Annotated in this window: 21 protein-coding genes; 19 read left to right on the top strand and 2 right to left on the bottom strand. The window is 53.3% G+C overall.

Features of this window, described 5'->3' with window-relative positions; translation table 11 throughout:
* The first annotated feature begins 157 nt into the window (after positions 1 to 157).
* The 3 genes from mntR to MKX76_RS12575 all read left to right on the top strand — a co-directional run bounded on the left by mntR (position 158) and on the right by MKX76_RS12575 (position 3,267).
* Positions 158 to 583: a transcriptional regulator MntR gene (gene mntR, locus MKX76_RS12585; RefSeq protein ID WP_007129702.1), complete on the top strand. Its 426-nt coding sequence runs from the start codon at positions 158 to 160 to the stop codon at positions 581 to 583.
* Positions 584 to 699: 116 nt separating this feature from the next.
* Positions 700 to 2,256 carry a family 10 glycosylhydrolase gene (locus tag MKX76_RS12580; RefSeq protein WP_251536898.1) on the top strand — a complete coding sequence of 519 codons (1,557 nt, stop codon included), beginning with the start codon at positions 700 to 702 and terminating at the stop codon, positions 2,254 to 2,256.
* 84 nt (positions 2,257 to 2,340) lie between these two features.
* Positions 2,341 to 3,267, top strand: coding sequence for a patatin-like phospholipase family protein (locus tag MKX76_RS12575; RefSeq protein WP_007129704.1), 927 nt, complete (start codon positions 2,341 to 2,343; stop codon positions 3,265 to 3,267).
* 63 nt (positions 3,268 to 3,330) lie between these two features.
* Here the strand turns inward: MKX76_RS12575 and MKX76_RS12570 are convergent, their stop codons facing one another.
* A complete protein-coding gene (locus MKX76_RS12570) occupies positions 3,331 to 3,663 on the bottom strand; it encodes a hypothetical protein (RefSeq protein ID WP_028403694.1) in 333 nt (110 codons plus the stop codon).
* 7 nt (positions 3,664 to 3,670) lie between these two features.
* Positions 3,671 to 4,663: a DUF1385 domain-containing protein gene (locus tag MKX76_RS12565; RefSeq protein ID WP_007129706.1), complete on the bottom strand. Its 993-nt coding sequence runs from the start codon at positions 4,661 to 4,663 to the stop codon at positions 3,671 to 3,673.
* 155 nt (positions 4,664 to 4,818) lie between these two features.
* Here MKX76_RS12565 and MKX76_RS12560 point away from each other — a divergent pair, with 155 nt between their 5' ends.
* The 16 genes from MKX76_RS12560 to accC all read left to right on the top strand — a co-directional run bounded on the left by MKX76_RS12560 (position 4,819) and on the right by accC (position 17,415).
* Entirely contained in the window at positions 4,819 to 5,316 is a 498-nt protein-coding gene (locus MKX76_RS12560) for a YqhR family membrane protein (protein WP_007129707.1), read from the top strand.
* Positions 5,317 to 5,393: 77 nt separating this feature from the next.
* Positions 5,394 to 5,840: a type II 3-dehydroquinate dehydratase gene (gene aroQ / locus MKX76_RS12555; RefSeq protein WP_007129708.1), complete on the top strand. Its 447-nt coding sequence runs from the start codon at positions 5,394 to 5,396 to the stop codon at positions 5,838 to 5,840.
* 52 nt (positions 5,841 to 5,892) lie between these two features.
* Positions 5,893 to 6,963, top strand: a complete 1,071-nt coding sequence (locus tag MKX76_RS12550; RefSeq protein WP_341033872.1) for a M24 family metallopeptidase — start codon at positions 5,893 to 5,895, stop codon at positions 6,961 to 6,963.
* Between the two features lie 60 nt (positions 6,964 to 7,023).
* Positions 7,024 to 7,581, top strand: coding sequence for an elongation factor P (gene efp / locus MKX76_RS12545; protein WP_007129710.1), 558 nt, complete (start codon positions 7,024 to 7,026; stop codon positions 7,579 to 7,581).
* Positions 7,582 to 7,831: 250 nt separating this feature from the next.
* Positions 7,832 to 9,085: an aspartate kinase gene (locus tag MKX76_RS12540; protein ID WP_341033869.1), complete on the top strand. Its 1,254-nt coding sequence runs from the start codon at positions 7,832 to 7,834 to the stop codon at positions 9,083 to 9,085.
* Between the two features lie 175 nt (positions 9,086 to 9,260).
* Positions 9,261 to 9,527, top strand: a complete 267-nt coding sequence (locus MKX76_RS12535) for a YqhV family protein (RefSeq protein ID WP_007129712.1) — start codon at positions 9,261 to 9,263, stop codon at positions 9,525 to 9,527.
* Between the two features lie 103 nt (positions 9,528 to 9,630).
* Positions 9,631 to 10,629, top strand: coding sequence for a stage III sporulation protein AA (gene spoIIIAA, locus MKX76_RS12530; RefSeq protein WP_007129713.1), 999 nt, complete (start codon positions 9,631 to 9,633; stop codon positions 10,627 to 10,629).
* Positions 10,622 to 11,140, top strand: coding sequence for a stage III sporulation protein SpoIIIAB (gene spoIIIAB, locus MKX76_RS12525; protein WP_007129714.1), 519 nt, complete (start codon positions 10,622 to 10,624; stop codon positions 11,138 to 11,140). The genes spoIIIAA and spoIIIAB overlap by 8 nt, the downstream gene beginning before the upstream one ends.
* Positions 11,141 to 11,155: 15 nt before the next feature.
* The gene (spoIIIAC, locus tag MKX76_RS12520) at positions 11,156 to 11,359 is read left to right on the top strand and encodes a stage III sporulation protein AC (RefSeq protein ID WP_007129715.1); all 204 of its coding nucleotides are present in this window, start codon (positions 11,156 to 11,158) and stop codon (positions 11,357 to 11,359) included.
* A gap of 9 nt (positions 11,360 to 11,368) precedes the next feature.
* Positions 11,369 to 11,758 carry a stage III sporulation protein AD gene (spoIIIAD, locus tag MKX76_RS12515; protein ID WP_007129716.1) on the top strand — a complete coding sequence of 130 codons (390 nt, stop codon included), beginning with the start codon at positions 11,369 to 11,371 and terminating at the stop codon, positions 11,756 to 11,758.
* A gap of 76 nt (positions 11,759 to 11,834) precedes the next feature.
* Entirely contained in the window at positions 11,835 to 12,986 is a 1,152-nt protein-coding gene (spoIIIAE, locus tag MKX76_RS12510; RefSeq protein ID WP_051424999.1) for a stage III sporulation protein AE, read from the top strand.
* 37 nt (positions 12,987 to 13,023) lie between these two features.
* The gene (gene spoIIIAF / locus MKX76_RS12505) at positions 13,024 to 13,749 is read left to right on the top strand and encodes a stage III sporulation protein AF (RefSeq protein WP_340900951.1); all 726 of its coding nucleotides are present in this window, start codon (positions 13,024 to 13,026) and stop codon (positions 13,747 to 13,749) included.
* Positions 13,750 to 13,763: 14 nt separating this feature from the next.
* Complete coding sequence (gene spoIIIAG / locus MKX76_RS12500; protein WP_007129719.1) at positions 13,764 to 14,402, top strand: stage III sporulation protein AG; 639 nt, start codon at positions 13,764 to 13,766, stop codon at positions 14,400 to 14,402.
* Between the two features lie 79 nt (positions 14,403 to 14,481).
* Entirely contained in the window at positions 14,482 to 15,345 is an 864-nt protein-coding gene (locus tag MKX76_RS12495) for a SpoIIIAH-like family protein (RefSeq protein WP_251536890.1), read from the top strand.
* Positions 15,346 to 15,515: 170 nt separating this feature from the next.
* Positions 15,516 to 16,016, top strand: coding sequence for an acetyl-CoA carboxylase biotin carboxyl carrier protein (gene accB, locus MKX76_RS12490; protein WP_007129721.1), 501 nt, complete (start codon positions 15,516 to 15,518; stop codon positions 16,014 to 16,016).
* A 55-nt stretch (positions 16,017 to 16,071) separates the two neighbouring features.
* Positions 16,072 to 17,415 carry an acetyl-CoA carboxylase biotin carboxylase subunit gene (accC, locus tag MKX76_RS12485; RefSeq protein ID WP_028403687.1) on the top strand — a complete coding sequence of 448 codons (1,344 nt, stop codon included), beginning with the start codon at positions 16,072 to 16,074 and terminating at the stop codon, positions 17,413 to 17,415.
* The last annotated feature ends 18 nt before the right edge of the window (positions 17,416 to 17,433 follow it).

The following is a 17,433-nucleotide window of genomic DNA, read 5'->3' as shown; positions in this document are numbered from 1 at the left end:
GGCTCCTTTTGGCTCCAGGCTCTTGCATATTGGTAAATGGTGGGATATTCAGGGGCCAGGACTTGCCAACAGGTCTAAAAAACATGTATCATTACAAGAGCAGGTAAATTGAGGTTTTGGTACAGGTTATGTAATTATAGAAGAGAGAGGGAAGAAGATGCCGACACCTAGCATGGAGGATTATTTGGAGCGCATCTACAAACTGATTGACGAGAAGGGATATGCGCGCGTTTCGGATATTGCCGAAGGCTTGGAGGTTCACCCCTCATCCGTCACGAAAATGATTCAGAAGCTGGACAAAGACGAATATTTGATATATGAAAAATATCGCGGCTTGGTACTGACCAGCAAAGGGAAGAAGATGGGCAAGCGGCTCATGGAGCGCCACCATCTGCTCGAGGAATTCCTCGAAATGATCGGTGTTCAGGATGAAAATATCTATAGGGATGTTGAAGGAATCGAGCATCATTTAAGCTGGGATTCCATTACGCGTATCGAAACGCTGGTTGAGTATTTCAAGCGGGACGAGAACCGGCTGCAGGAGCTGCGGGACATTCATAACGAACTGGTTAGCGAATCGTAATGGGGCATCTGTCCGCTTGTGACAGATGTCTTTTTAAACGGGTAGGCATATTGAAGATGTTGGGTTCATAGGTTAGCATTACCTGCAAATTTCATATTTTCGGAGGATTAATAGAAATGAAGCTTCGGCGATGGTTACTTGTATTGATCATGCTGCTATTATGTCTCCCGTCGGTAGTCTCCACAGCACAGGCGAAGTCGGCTGGTATCAGCATACAGCTGGACGGCGTGAAGCTGGAAAGTGACGTATCCCCATACATACTGCCAAAAGTGAACGTGACAATGGTTCCGACCCGGGTCATCAGCGAAGGACTTGGCGCTTCGGTCGTCTGGGAACAGTCCAAACGGACGGTAACGATCCGTAAAGACGGCAACACCCTGCAGTTGACCTCGGGCAAAACCTCCGCATTGGTGAATGGATCAGCGGTTGCGCTGGACGCTTCGGTTCAGATCAAGCAGAGCCGTGTTATGGTACCGCTCCGATTCATCAGCGAAAATCTTGGCTTGAAGGTAGAGTGGAACCAATCGGCGCAGCGGATTTCGCTCTTCTCGGGCTCCGAGGTTACCCCCCCGCCCGTCTCTACGGTCGAAGAGGTAAGAGGAGCTTGGATTTCGACGGTATTTAATCTCGACTGGCCGTCGCCTAAGAGCACGAGCGAACAGCAGAAAGCAGAATACATCGCGCTCCTGGATTCTCTCCAGGAAGTCGGCATCAACACCGTATACGTTCAGGTTCGTCCGGCCGGGGATGCCCTGTATCCATCGGAGCTCGTTCCTTGGTCAAAGGTGCTGACGGGGATACAAGGGGCGGACCCGGGCTATGATCCGGTTGCTTTCATGGTCGAAGAGACGCACAAACGGAATATGGAATTCCACGCGTGGTTTAACCCGTTCCGGGCCAACACCGACGTGCTGACCGCGTCGCTGGATCCGTCCCATGTCGCCCTTGCGCATCCGGACTGGATCGTAAACACCGGCAAGCAGCTGTACATCAATCCGGGAATACCGGATGCGCGCCAACATATTATCGATACGATCATGGAGGTTGTAGATCAATATGATATCGATGGGGTGCATCTGGACGATTACTTCTATCCGTCCAATACGACCTTTAAAGACGACGCAGCTTACCGCTTGTATAATGATGGTTCGTATACGAACATCGGCGATTGGCGGCGGGCGAACATCAATGATTTTGTAGCTTCTTTAGGCCAATCGATACACGAGTCCAAGCCGGGCGTCGAGTTCGGCATCAGTCCGTTCGGTGTGTGGAGGAACGCCTCCGTGGACAAGACAGGGTCGGATACGAAAGCGGGCGTAACCGCCTATGACAGCATGTATGCCGATGTTAGAGCCTGGATCCAGAATGGCTGGATCGATTACGTTGCCCCGCAGATCTATTGGAGCATGAGCAATTCAACGGTTGATTACGATAAGCTGGTGGACTGGTGGGTGAACGAGGTAAAAGGCACGGGCGTCGATCTGTTGATCGGCCATGCCCCATACAAGCTCGGCACGTCCGAGGTCGGATGGCAGAGCGCATCGGAAATTATCAATCAGCTGAAGTACAATCGAGGATTTTCTGAGATCAAAGGCAGCATCTTCTTCCGTGCGGAGAACATTTTGAGCAATCCGTTAGGTCTTAAAGAGCAATTGCAATCATATTATAAATAAGATTTGGCGCACGTCCTACAGGTATGAATCATCCCCCGCCCTCATACATAGTCATTAGACCATGTGAGGCGGGGGATTTTCTGTATGCAGATCAATGCGGTTTTTGAAGGCGGCGGGGTCAAGGGCATCTCTCTCGCCGGCGCTGTTAAAGCAGCCGAATTGGCGGGGATCGAATTTAGCCGCGTTGCCGGAACGTCCTCCGGATCGATCGTCGCGTCCGTGCTTGCAGCAGGGTACCGAGCGGATGAAATCCGGAAGATCATTGAGGAGACTCCATTTCATACCTTCCTCCAGCGCGCACCGGTGTTCAATGCAAAGATCATCGGACCGGCTTTGAGGGTGTTGATCAAGAAGGGGCTGTATTCTGGGGAAGCGCTGGAGAACTGGATCCGAAAAATTTTGCTGGACAAAGGCATATTCACCTTCTCCGATATTCCGGCCGGTAAGCTCTACATCGTTGCTTCGGATATTACGAACGGCAGACTGCTGGTGCTGCCGGACGATTTGCGCCAATACGGCATTAATCCGGCAACGTTTCCCGTCGCCAAAGCGGTGCGGATGAGCTGCAGCATTCCCTATTTTTTCGACCCGGTCATTCTTCGGCTCATAGGCAGAGCAGCTAAAGGGAAATCGTTCGCCGAACAATTTGTATATATCGTGGACGGGGGGCTGCTTAGCAATTTTCCGCTGTGGCTGTTTGACCGTGAATCGAAGGGAGGCCCGAAGCCTCTGCCCGTGCTCGGCTTTCAAATGGTGGGGAAGAACAGCAATTCACCGCATGAGATCGACGGTCCCTTCAGCATGCTGACGGCGATGTTCGAGACGATGCTGTCGGCGCATGATGAGCGGTATATCGAGCAGCAAAACCGCAGCCGCACCATCAAAATCCCGACCCTTGGCATCGGCACGACCCATTTTCACCTGACCAAGGAGGAGAGCATGAACCTGTACAATTCGGGCTTGACGGCAGGCACGCAGTTCTTCTCAAGATGGAAACCCGAACAGATGTGAATAAGTAAACAATAAAGCGCAGATTCCGAGGCTGCTGAAGCCTTGAAATCTGCGCTTTTGCTTCTAGTGATATTTCGGTAGATCATCGGAAGGGTCGGACTTGCCCTTCTGACCGTCGATGACCTGGAACGGATACTGTTTGCGTGTTGCGGACGGGCTTGTTTTTCTCGCCGGTTGGCTCTTGCGCGCCAGCTTGGCCGCGGTTCGCTTGGACGGCTTCACCTTCGGACGCTTGTTAAAGCGGCGGGGCGGAAACTTGTACAGCACATAGACGATTGCGACGATGATGGCCGGAATCAGCACCATCATCCTTGTGCTCGGGCTAATCAGCAGGCCCAAAACGCCTACTGCGGCTAACCCGATAGCCGTCCAAAAAATGATCGCATGCCTTCTCATGGATTCATCACCCTTTCGCGGGATCCAGCACACTTCCTGTCACAGTTTGCGACACGGGAACATTCTCGTATTGGGCATCTAATTCACGCATTCTGTTAAAGGATGCGATGGATACTTCGACTTGGTCATCCGTCGGCTCCTTCGTTGTGAGCAGCTGCAGCCACAACCCCGGGTAACCGAGGAAACGGAGAACGGGAATATCTCGCATGGCATTGGTAAGCTTCAGGAACTCAAAGGAAATGCCGAGCACGACCGGAAGAAGAGCGATTCGCTGGATGATCCGTTCTGTCATCGTATCCCATGGGACAACCGAATATACAACGACACCGAGCACGATGGTCAGCATCATGAAGCTGCTGCCGCAACGGTAATGCAGCCTTGTATATTTCTGCACGTTCTTGACGGTCAGCTCTTCACCGGCCTCATATGCGCTGATCACCTTATGCTCGGCGCCGTGATACTGGAACAGCCGCTTGATGACCGGCGTTTGGGAGATCGCCCATAGATAGACAAGAAGCAGGATCAATTTAATGATACCTTCAATCAGGTTATGCACGATATAGTTATCAAATGTATTCCCGAATAAGAAATCCTCAACAAAAACCGGCACGAGGGTAAAGAGCAGCTTGCCGACGATAAAGGACAGCACGCTGACCGCGGCAACGCCGATGATCATGCTTAGGCTCCAGCCGGATTCTTCCTTCTCCTTCTGCTTCTCACGCTCCTCCGGATCCAGGCTGTCGTCAGCGAATGCATCTGCGGAGTAGTTCAGATGCTTCGAGCCCTTGATGGTGGAATCTATCAGACTGACGATGCCGCGAAGAAGCGGAACCTTCCGCAGCTTCCGTACCCATTCCTTATCCTCGCGAGGCACCTCTAGAAACTTGATCTCATTATTCTTGCGACGAACGGCCGTTACGTTGACATGCTTGCCGCCGAACATAACGCCTTCGATTACAGCTTGGCCTCCATAGCTGATCGGGGTTGACTTTTGGGACAACCAGTTCACCCTCCCTGACATGTTTTTCGTTCTATTAACTATTGTATCGAATTTTGAAAGTAATTTCTAGTTGGATTGACCCGTGGGAAGCGGAGCATACTATCTGCTAAAGAAGGGAAGATGAGCATCGACTACCAAGCGAAGGAGGATTCAACATGACCGAAGGTCAATTTCGACAGGAGAACAAGGTGACGAATCCGTTTTTGTACGCCCTGGAGCTGGGGTATTACGCTGGGCTGATTTGGGGAGCAGTAAGATGGATTTTTTATACGCTGAAATTCACGAGGGTGGTGCCCGGCTTCTTGATGGAGCCCTTCTTCAAGCATGAGTTTCTCGTCACCGCGGCGGGGCAGATTGCGGGCTGGCTGTCGTTTATCGCGTTCTCCGTTATCGCTTCGCTGATTTACGTGTTTCTTTTCCGCAAGCTCAAAGGTCCCTGGCCCGGCATCATTTACGGCGTCATTTGGTGGATCGTGCTTTATATCGCCCTCAACCCTTGGCTCCGGTTTACGGCTCCGGTTAAAAAGCTGACGTGGGATACGAACATATCCGAGTTTTGCATTTTTATATTATGGGGACTCTTTATCGGTTACACGGCTGCCCAGGAATTTACCGACGAACGGATGCGCGAGCCGAAGCAGGTTACGGGTTAAAAACAATAAACTTCTCAATCCGATACCGCCTATGGTAAAATAGCACTTGGTTATTTGACGAAAAGGTGGGAAACCCTATGAAAACCATATGGGTGATAAACGGACCGAATTTAAACCTGCTCGGCTTCCGGGAACCGGGGATATACGGTTCGCTCAGCCTGCAGGCGATCGAGGATAATTTGCGCAAGCAAGCGGATGCTGCGGGGATCGGGATTACCTTCTTTCAGTCTAACCACGAGGGTGCGATCATTGACCGGATCCATGAAGCGATCGGGCAGGCGGATGGAATACTGCTGAATCCGGGCGCGCTGACGCATTACAGCTATGCTGTGCGCGATGCGGTCAGCTCGGCGCGGATTCCCACCGTGGAGGTTCATCTTTCGAACATTCATGCTAGGGAAGAATTCCGTCATACTTCCGTCATTGCGCCTGTTGCTGCCGGTCAAATCGCGGGCTTCGGCGCGGCCAGCTACACGCTGGGCTTGTCAGCCCTTTTACAAATTCTGGAGACCAGGGAGGCATAGCGGCGTTTGGATACCCGCTTTGATCCCGGCATGGGTGAGAGGAGATGGAACAATGAGCAGCAAACGAGTAGCAGGACTGCGCGAGAAGCTCGAGGCCAAAGGCTTGTCGGCCATGCTGATCGGTAGCCCGATCAACCGCAGATATTTGACAGGGTTTACGGGATCCGCAGGATATGTGCTGATCACGAAGGAACAGTCGTATCTGCTGACGGATTTCCGTTACATGACACAGGCTCCGCAGCAAGCGACCGGCTTTAAGGTCATTGAGCACGGAGCGAAGGTTATGGATACCGTAAAAGAACTGCTTCAATCCGAAGGCATTGCCTCGCTCGGTTTCGAGCAGGACCATGTTACATACGGGGTTTATTCCGGTTATACGGAGCAGCTTGCACCGATCAGCCTCGTTCCGGTATCGGGTCTGGTCGAGGAGCTCCGTATCATCAAGGATGCCGAGGAATTGAAGATCATGCAGCGCGCTGCCGATTTGGCCGATGAAACGTTCAGCCATGTGCTCACATTGCTTCAAGCGGGCAAAACCGAGCGCGAAATCGATCTGGAGATGGAAATGTTCATGCGCAGCCGCGGCGCGACTTCCTCCTCCTTCGACACCATCGTCGCTTCCGGAGAACGTTCTGCGCTACCGCACGGCGTTGCCAGCGCCCGGGTGATTCAAGGCAATGAGTTCGTCACCTTTGATTTCGGCGCACTCCTGGATGGATACTGCTCGGATCTGACCCGGACGGTAGCCCTCGGCAGCCCGGATCCGAAGCTGAAGGAGATCTATGACATCGTGCTCGAAGCACAGCTGCATGCGCTTGCGCATATCAAGCCAGGCATGACTGGACGCGAGGCCGATGCGCTGGCACGCGACATCATCACCCGGTACGGATATGGCGAGTATTTCGGGCATAGCACGGGACATGGACTGGGCATGGAGGTTCATGAATCGCCGCGACTGTCCAAGGCGAGCGACGATATCCTGAAGCCGGGCATGGTCGTAACCGTGGAGCCGGGCATTTACTTGCCGGGTCTTGGCGGTGTCCGTATTGAAGATGATATTGTGATCACGGAAACGGGTATTCAAATATTGACAAGCTCGTCCAAAGATTACACCGTGCTCTAATGAAAGGCCGCAACAACGAACAAGAATTATTCAAACCGTATCCTTTAGGAGGGAAATTCAGTGATTTCAGTCAATGATTTTAAAACAGGATTAACCGTAGAAGTGGATGGCGATATTTTTACCGTTTTGGATTTTCAGCATGTTAAGCCAGGTAAAGGCGCCGCATTCGTACGCTCCAAATTGAAGAACTTGCGCAACGGCAACACGGTGGAGAAAACATTCCGTGCCGGTGAAACGATCGGACGCGCGCAAATTGACAACCGCGGCGTGCAGTACCTGTATGCAAGCGGACAGGAGCATGTGTTCATGGATAACGAAACCTATGACCAGTTCAGCTTGACCAGTGAGCAGCTGGAATGGGAACTGAATTTCCTGAAGGAAAACATGAATGTTAACATCATCAGCTATCAGGGAGAAATTCTCGGGATCAACCTGCCGAACAGCGTCGAGCTGAAGGTAGTGGAAACCGAGCCGGGAATTAAAGGCAACACAGCGACAGGCGCTACAAAAAATGCGAAGGTGGAAACAGGCCTCAATGTGCAAGTTCCGCTGTTCATCAATGAAGGCGATGTGCTTCTGATCGATACCCGTGAAGGAAAATACATCTCCCGCGCATAAGGCTGGCTTATTAGGCGAAACGATCTAATCGCCCCGCCTCTGCCAATATCTTCTGTTGCAACGCGACTCCTGTACGTCAAGTACGGGAGTTTTTTATATTTTCTAGATTGAAGGGCGCTCAGAGCGGCATTTCTTTCAGACGAAAGCCTTGACGGAGGGTGTTACTTTCGTATTATACTGTTTTAAAGTGAGAAACCATGAACCAATGCACTGGTACATACTGATTATCATGTGGGGAGTGAAAGAGGCATTGTCATTGTACGTTATGAAATTCGGAGGCAGCTCTGTAGGCGATACAGAACGCATGAAGCGCGTGGCCGGACGAATTGTAGAGAAACAGGATGAAGGCCATCAGTGCGTTGTTGTTGTATCCGCGATGGGGGATACCACCGACGATCTGATTGATCAAGCTAAACTATTAAACGAGAACCCGCCCGCACGGGAAATGGATATGCTGTTAACGACCGGAGAGCAGATCTCGATCTCGCTTCTCTCGATGGCGATTCATAGTCTAGGGCGCAAAGCTGTATCCTTTACGGGATGGCAGGCCGGATTCCGGACGGAAGCCGTCCACGGCAAAGCCCGTATTACCGATATATCCCCGGAGCGAGTGCACAAGGCGCTGAATGACGGAAATATTGTCATCGTTGCCGGCTTCCAGGGGATGTCGGAAGAAGGCGAAATCACGACCCTCGGCCGCGGAGGCTCGGATACGACCGCGGTGGCGCTGGCTGCAGCGATTTCGGCCGATGTGTGTGAAATCTATACGGATGTGGACGGGGTATACTCTACCGATCCGCGCGTAGTAAAATGCGCACGGAAGCTCCCTGAGATTTCATACGATGAAATGCTGGAGCTGGCGAACCTTGGGGCAGCGGTGCTTCATCCCCGAGCAGTTGAATACGCCAAACACAATCAAGTGAAGCTTGTTGTCAGATCAAGCTTTAATCATAACGAGGGAACGGTTGTTAAGGAGGAAACGAGCATGGAACAAGGTGTAGTGGTCAGCGGTATCGCATTCGACAAGAACGTTGCCAGAATCAGCATTATGGGTGTTGCCGATACCCCTGGCATTCTGGCGCAGGTGTTCGGCGAACTGGCCAAAGAAGGGATCGACGTGGATATCATCGTACAAAGCGGTGTCCAAAACGGGGAAGCAGACTTTTCCTTCACCGTATCCCTGCATGAGCGGGAGCGTGCTTTGTCCGTCATCGAACGGATCCGTGGCGAGCTTCCGTACCGCGACGTAACCTCCGAGGACAATCTGGTAAAGGTATCGATCGTCGGCGCGGGCATGGTAAGCCACCCTGGCGTTGCTGCCCAAATGTTCGACGTGATCTCCCGTCAAGGGGTCAGCATTAAGATGGTCAGCACCTCCGAGATCAAAGTATCCTGCGTGATTGACGGAAGCAATCTCGAAGGCGTCGTTCAAGCACTTCATACGGCGTATGGACTGGACACCGACCAGCAGGCAAGCGTCGGAGGCCCGCAGGTTCGCCGCTAAGTTCATATCATTCTAGTTCGGTTCATAGAGCAAAGACTGTCTCAAGGGCAAATGCCCGGGGGCAGTCTTTTTTTTGTTGTGAGATTCGTGTCTATGAAATAAAAAAATAGAGATAAATTCGGGGATGAATGCATATTTTTAATCATCACGCAATGGAAGAAGGAGGGAGAACTTCATGTTGGACAAGTTCGTCGCCAGCATGGCAACGCTTCGGCTGTTCTCGGGCAGCCTCGAGATCGTTGCTGCGATTGTCATGCTGCGGCTGAATCAAGTAGATAAAGCGCTCGCCGTCAATTCCGCGCTAGCGTTTACCGGCCCGCTCATTCTGATCCTAACCACGACAATCGGGCTTGTAGGTATGGCGGATAAGCTGTCATGGGGGAAGATCGGCTGGATATTGTGCGGGGTTGCCTGCCTCTTATACGGAATCTTAAAAAAATGATAGATTCCCGTCATAAATGCAGAGTACAAGCATACACATGGGATAAGAAATCTTTTTAACAGAAGGCAGATTTTCAAAAAAGGACAACTTGGGGGAAATTGATATGACACTGAATTGGCTGGGGCTGTTTCCCGAATCCGTCAAACGAATGCTGCTGAACCTGCCGAGTGAGCTGCTGGAGCATGTGGAGGAGGTGCGAATCCGGGAAGAGCGTCCCCTCGAAATCAATTCGCAGGGCAGATACCACTTTCTGGATCGAAACGGCGGATTGACGCTGCGGCCGGAGGAGGCGTACAAGCCGACACGGGAGGATACACACAGGCTGCTGGATCTGATCAGTAATCATTCCCTTTACACGATGGAAGAGGAGCTGCGGAAAGGATTCATAACGATCCCCGGCGGGCACCGGGTCGGGCTGGCGGGGCGGACGGTTCTCAGCGGAGGGAAAGTGGAGCATATCCGGGATATCAGCGGCTTTAATGTTCGGATTGCCAAAGAGATCCGCGGGGCGGCCGACGAGATGCTTCCGCATTTGCTGGACCGCAAACGCAAGCGTGTCATGCATACTCTGATTCTTTCTCCTCCTCAGCATGGAAAGACGACGCTGCTTCGGGATCTGGCCCGGCAAATCAGCTATGGCCAGTGGGGGGCAGGGACCGTTCGATGGCCTGGCATGAAAGTGGGCATTGTGGACGAACGCTCCGAAATCGCCGGCTGCCAGCGGGGGGTTCCCGGGTTCGATGTCGGTCCCAGGACGGACGTGCTGGACGGTTGCCCCAAAGCAGAGGGCATGATGATGATGATCAGGTCCATGTCGCCGGACGTTCTCATTGTGGACGAGATCGGCCGGGCCGAGGATGCGGAGGCAGTTGTTGAGGCGCTCCATGCCGGCATAAGCGTCATCGCCACGGCTCACGGCTCTTCCGTCCAGGACATGCGGGGACGTCCTGCTCTGTCGGGACTGATCGAGAATCGAATGTTTGAAATGTACGCGGTTCTCAGCCGCACCGGGGATGCAAGGTCGTTCAAGCTTTATGACGGAGGGCAGCGAACGCTTCAGTCCGCTGCCAGCGGTCCGCCTGGCGGTGATGCCTATGCTTAAACTGGTAGGTGCTTTGCTCGTCATTGGTGCAGGAACGCTCGCAGGCTTCTATCAGGCCCAGCAGTTTGCGGTCAGACCAAGGCAGCTGCGGGAGCTGATACTGGCGCTCCAGCGGCTTGAAACCGAGATCAGCTATGGCTTTACGCCGCTTCCGGATGCACTGGAACGAATCAGCGCCTCTCTCCGGGATCCACTGAAATCCTTGTTCGCCCAAGCCGCGCAGTATATGAGGCCGGATTATGGCTTATCGGCAGAGGACAGCATACGCAAGGCTCTGGAGGATTACTGGAAGCGGACTTCCATGAAAAACGCCGAGAGGGAAGTGATGGAACAGCTCGGCGGCGTACTTGGCACCAGTGACAGGCAGGACCAGATGAAGCATATTGCGCTGGCCGCCCAGCAGCTGAAGCATGAAGAAGAGGCGGCAAGGGATGACCAGGCGAAATATGAAAAGATGAGCAAAAGTCTGGGGCTGTTAATTGGAGCATTGATCGTCATTTTGATCTTTTAGCGAGGTGCCAAGGAAATGAACATTGAAGTCAACGCCATCTTCCAGATCGCCGGGATCGGCATCATCATCGCCATGATTCATACGGTCCTGAAACAGATGGGCAAAGAGGATATGGCACACTGGGTGACTCTCATCGGTTTTGTGGTGGTGCTGTTTATGGTCGTAAGGCTGCTCGATGATCTGCTTAAGGAAATCAAAAGTATTTTTCTATTCCAGTAGGTGGACCTTATGGAAATTATCCAGGTGGTAGGCCTCGGTCTTATCGCTACCGTACTGATTCTGGTCGTCAAGGACCAGAAGCCGTTATTCGCCTTCCTGCTCGCCGTGGCGACCTCCGTCATGATCTTCCTGTTCCTGATCGGAAAGATCGGCGACGTGATCCGGATGCTGGAGGATTTGGCCGAGAACTCCGGCGTCCAGATGATCTATCTCAAAACGGTGCTGAAGATTATCGGGATAGCCTACATCGCTGAAATGGGGGCGCAAATCGTAAGGGATGCCGGTCAGGAATCGATCGCTTCCAAAATAGAACTGGCGGGAAAAGTGCTCATATTGGTACTCGCTGTACCGATTATCGGGATCATCATCGAGACGGTCCTGAAGCTCCTCCCGGCATGATTAAGGAGGGAGGGGCGTGGCACATGCAGGATCATCGAGGAGAACCGGTTTATACAGGCTGATCGTACTGCAGCTCATGCTGCTGGTGTCCGGCATGTTCATAAGCATCGCCCCTGCAGCCGCTGCCGAAAATCCTGCCGGGGACTTGGTAACGGAGCAAACGGAGCAGCTTCCGACCGAGCAGGTGGAGAAATATTGGGAGCAATTGATGAAGGATTACGGCGGATTCTTTCCCGAGGGCAGGACGCCGTCCCTGATGGAAATGCTTCTTCCGGGCGGCGATGGCTTCAGCTTTAAAGGCATCATGTCCGGCCTTGGAAAGTATCTTTGGCACGAGGTGCTGTATAACGGAAAGCTGCTAGTAACGATCATCATGCTGAGTATCATGAGCTTGATCCTGGAAAACTTGCAGACGGCCTTCGAGAAGGGCACCGTGAGCCGGGTAGCGTACACGATCTGCTACATGGTGGTGCTGGTCATTGCGGTCAACAGCTTCAGCGTCGCGATCGGCTACGCCAAAGACGCGATCACCGGCATGATCGACTTCATGATGGCGATGCTGCCGCTGCTCTTTGCCCTCATGGCATCGATGGGCAATGTGGTGACCGTCTCGGTCGCGCATCCCTTGGTGATCTTCATGGTACATACGGTGGGAACCTTGATTAGAACGATCGTATTTCCGCTGCTCTTCTTCTCGGCACTTCTGCACTTGGTCAGCTCGCTGTCCGTAAAGTACAAGCTGACCCAGCTTGGCAATCTGCTCCGGGGCATCGCGATGGGCTTCCTGGGCGTCATGCTGACCGTCTTCCTCGGCGTCATCTCGGTGCAGGGCATCACGAGCTCCGTGACGGACGGGGTCACGATCCGAACGGCCAAGTACGTAACCGGCAACTTCGTTCCGGTGGTGGGAAAAATGTTCGCGGATGCGACAGATACCGTAATCTCGGCATCGCTGCTCGTTAAAAATTCAATCGGTCTGGCAGGGGTCATCATCATCTTGTTTCTCTGCGCGTTTCCGGCGATCAAGATTTTGACCCTTGCCCTGATCTACAATCTGGCGGCAGCCGTCATGCAGCCGCTGGGCGACACGCCGATCACAACCTGCCTGCAGGCGATCGGCAAGACGCTGCTGTACGTATTCGCCGCACTGGCTGCCGTGAGCATGATGTTTTTCCTGGCGATTACGATTCTGCTTACCGCAGGCAATATAACGGTCATGATGCGGTGACGACGGGCTTGCCGGCCAAGGTAAGGGGGGATGATCGATGGACTGGCTTTCGGATTGGCTCAAAAATGTCATCATGGTCGTGCTCTTCGCCGCTTTCGTAGACCTGATTCTTCCGGGGAAAGCACTGGAGAGGTACGCGCGACTGGTTCTGAGCCTGATCATCCTACTTACGCTGCTCAGCCCGATCATCCGCTTGCTGACAGACCCGCCGGAACAACGGCTGGCCCAGGAACTGGAGCGGCAGGAAAAAGGGCTCCCGCAGGAGATGCAGCTGGAATCCATTCTGGCCCAAGCCGAGAAGCTGAAGGATGTGCAGCAGAGCCAGAGCCTGGAGTGGGCCGGCAGCGAGCTTGCCCGCGTCATGAAAGAGGAAATCGCAGCCGAGACGGGAGAAGCGGTGCAAGAGGTTGAGGTCGTGCTGGCAGCAACCCGGGCGGAGGACGACTCGTATACGGGAGCGGATATCCGCTCCGTGGATGTGAAGCTAAGCGGACCATCCGATGCTGCCGTTTCCGAAGAGGGCTCCGGGGCGAAAGAGCCGATTGGGATAACCCCTGTCGAATCGATTGAAGTAAATTTAGAGTCCGGCACAACGGATAACAATGGCAGTCAAGCGCCGTCTCAAGGTCGCGAGGCAGTAAGCAAAGATTACAAAGCACGAGAGGAACAGATCGTCAAATACATCAGCCAGAGATGGGATCTTAACCCGGATCTGATTACGATACATTTGCCGGAGCATGGGCAGGATGACAAAAAGTTATAACGGAGGTGAGGATGATGGGAAAATGGCTGAAGCGGCTTGAACAGTGGCTTGGCGGCGGCGCCGGCGGAGCCAAAAAAATGCAGACCTTCCGCTGGCTGATTATACTCGGTCTCATCGGCGTCGCAATCATGCTGTTCAACTCCTTCGTCAATGTAAAGAAGCTGGATCATGAAAATATCGGCCGCGAGCCGCCGGAATCCGCGGCCGTATCGACCGGACAGGGCAGCGAGCCCGCCGGCGGAAGCAGCGAGTTTGAGAGCATCGAGCAGGATTTCGAGATGCGGACGCGGACGATGCTGGAGCAAATCGTTGGGGTTGGTGCCGTGGATGTGATGGTCACCGTGGAATCCACGGAGGAGCTTGTCGTTCAGAAGGACATCAAGGACACCCAGGAGCTGACCGAGGAGACCGATGCCAACGGCGGCAGGCGCCATGTCACGAGCTATCAGCGCGACGGGCAGATCGTGACTTATGATTCATCCGGTAAAGAGACGCCGATCGTCACTAAGCGGATTAAACCGCAGGTTCGGGGCGTGCTCGTCGTAGCCAAGGGAGCAGAGAACGAGATCGTCAAGAACTTGATCGTGGATGCCATCCAGCGGGGGCTGAATGTACCGTCCCACCGCATATCGGTTGTCCCGCGAAAGCAGTAGCAGTGTTTTACCGCCCGAATGAGCAACTCATACGAGGCTCAAAACCAAGGCTTTTTATTCCAAAGGAGGATACGTTCAAATGAATAACAAAAGACAAACCATATGGTTGGTTTCGATGCTGAGTTTAATGGTGATCCTGTCAGCGTACTATCTGTTCACGGATGAATCCAGCACGAAAGCGCCGCCTGTCGCCGAAAGCACGCAGGTTGACGGCCAGAAGCCTGCAGCCGGCCAAGGCGCAAACGGCACAAGCGACGAGCTGGTTGTTAACGAAGTGATCGAGGAAGGAACCGACGGAGATTCCGGCGCGAACGAGCAGAATGCCGAGAGCACGGACACTGGAGCACAGACCGGCAGCGAAGATCCGGCTAAAGCGGCACAGGGAGATCAAGGCAAAGAAGGAGAGCCTAGCAAAGAAGGAGAGCAAGGCAAGCAAGGAGAGCAGGAGCAAGCCGGAACCAAGGACAGCGCGGAAGAGCCTAAGGTAACGGAGACCAAAGAGGGTGAACAGGCGCCTGCGGAAACAAGCAGCACGCAAGGGGGCAAAACCGAGCAGGAGGTGCTGGAGGAAGTAGCGGCCCAAGCCTCCTCGGCGCGAGCTCAGCTGGATGCCTATAAGCTGGACCGGGAACAGAAGAACATGAAATTATATGACGATTTGATTTCGAAGATCGACAACCATGAGAGCAAGCCGGAGGAGACGGCACAGGCTTCCGAGCAATTGAAAGAAGCGGAGGAAAAAGAGGAGATCATTCTCAACATCGAGGCGCAGCTGCAGCAGCAATTCGGCAATGCCGTCGTTAAAGAAGAGAGCGAGAAATACAATGTCGTCGTGCTCAGCGACAAGCTTGACGCCAAAGGCGCCGCCGATATCGTCGGTCTCGTCATGAAAGAGCTGAAAGTAACGCAGGATAAGGTTACGGTTCAATATGTTGCCCCGTAAAAGCATCCGCAGTTTTTCAACATAAATCACCTTTATACGATAAACATTGCGGAGTCCGGGATTTCCCTGGACTCTTTCTATTTCGCTCGATTGTGATATAATACTCTAAGCTATCGACTGACTGTCCGAATCAGGGCTTCTACAGAAAGTGAAGGAGTGAACGACTGATCATGTTTAAATTAAACGAGATTAAAGAGCTTATTAAGCTGGTGGATGAAACATCCGTACATGAATTGGAAATTGAAAATGAAGGCACGCGTTTGTCCATTAAGAAGCCGAACCCTGCCGAAGCCGTTATTCAGCAAGTAGCGCCGCAAGCCTACATTCCTGCGCCTCAAGCCATGGCACCGCAAGCTGTACAGCAGCAGGCCACGGTCAACCAGGCTCCTGCCGCGGCAGCGCCACAGGAAGCAGCGGAGGTTAACAGCTCATTACATAAGATCGTATCACCGATGGTAGGGACCTTCTATCGCGCCCCTTCCCCTGAAGCGCCTTCTTTCGTCAGCCCCGGGGACAAGGTAACCGAGAAGACAACGGTCTGCATCATTGAGGCGATGAAGCTGATGAACGAGCTGGAGGCCGAGGTTAAAGGGGAGATCGTCGAAGTCCTCGTCGAGAACGGCCAGCTGGTCGAGTTCGGGCAGCCACTGTTCCTGGTGAAGCCGGAGTAGTGCACGCTGTACTCGCCATGAGCGGGAGTCTTATGAGTCCGAAGGAGGTTACTTCATGACATTTCAAAAAGTCTTAATCGCGAACCGCGGCGAAATTGCAGTCCGCATCATCCGCGCATGCCGGGAGCTTGGCATCTCGACGGTTGCGGTATATTCCGAGCCTGATCGGGACTCTCTGCATGTTCGCCTTGCCGATGAAGCTTACTGCATCGGTCCGACGTTATCGAAGGACAGCTATCTGAACTTTACGAATATTATGAGCGTGGCGACATTGACCGAATGCGATGCCATCCATCCGGGATACGGCTTCCTTGCCGAGAATGCCGACTTCGCCGAAATCTGCGAATCCTGCAACATCACCTTTATCGGTCCGTCTGCCGATGCCATTAACCGCATGGGTGACAAGGCGGTTGCCAAGCAGACGATGAAGGATGCCGGCGTACCGGTTATCCCTGGCTCAGACGGGCTGATCGAGGATTTGAACGAAGCGATTATGCTGGCCCGCGATATCGGCTATCCTGTTATTATCAAAGCCACCGCAGGCGGCGGAGGCAAGGGCATCCGGATCGCCGAGGACGAGGAAGCGCTGATTAAGCAGATTACGACGGCCCAGCAGGAAGCGCAGAAAGCCTTCGGCAATGCCGGCGTTTACCTGGAGAAATATTTGACGGGAATGAAGCACGTCGAAATCCAAATTATTGCGGACAAGCACGGGAACGCGGTCCATCTCGGAGAGCGCGATTGTTCCGTTCAGCGCCGGAGACAGAAGCTCGTTGAGGAAGCGCCTTGTCCGGTGATTACGGAAGAAGTACGTACCCGGATGGGAGAAGCCGCCGTGCGCGCAGCCAAGGCGGTCCAATACTCCGGAGCGGGTACGCTGGAGTTCTTGCTCGGTCCGGACGGGCAGTTCTATTTCATGGAAATGAATACGCGGATCCAGGTGGAGCATCCGGTAACCGAGATGGTAACCGGAGTTGACTTGATTCAGGAGATGATCTCGGTTGCTGAAGGGAATCCGCTCAGCTTCACCCAAGAGGATATCGTCATCAACGGATGGTCGATCGAATGCCGGATCAATGCCGAGAATCCTGACAAAGGCTTTATGCCGGCACCGGGTACGATTCAATTCTACCTTCCGCCGGGAGGACCTGGCGTGCGCGTGGACAGCGCGGCTTATCCGGGCTATACCATTTCGCCGTATTACGATTCCATGATCGCGAAGCTGATCGTATGGGCGCCGACTCGAAACGAAGCGATTGCGAAGATGAAGCGCGCGCTTTCCGAATTCGAGATTGAAGGCATTTATTCCACCATTCCGTTCCACCAAAAACTGATGAACCATCCAACCTTTATCAAAGGCGATTTCGATATTAAGTTTTTGGAAGAAAATGAGGTATAAATCGTTTGGCCAAGTTTG

This window comes from Paenibacillus sp. FSL R5-0810 (assembly GCF_038002285.1).
GTDB classification, from domain to species: Bacteria; Bacillota; Bacilli; order Paenibacillales; family Paenibacillaceae; genus Paenibacillus_AQ; species Paenibacillus_AQ lactis.
Note: the sequence above shows the minus strand (reverse complement) of the source record. Positions and strands in the feature narration are given on the sequence as shown.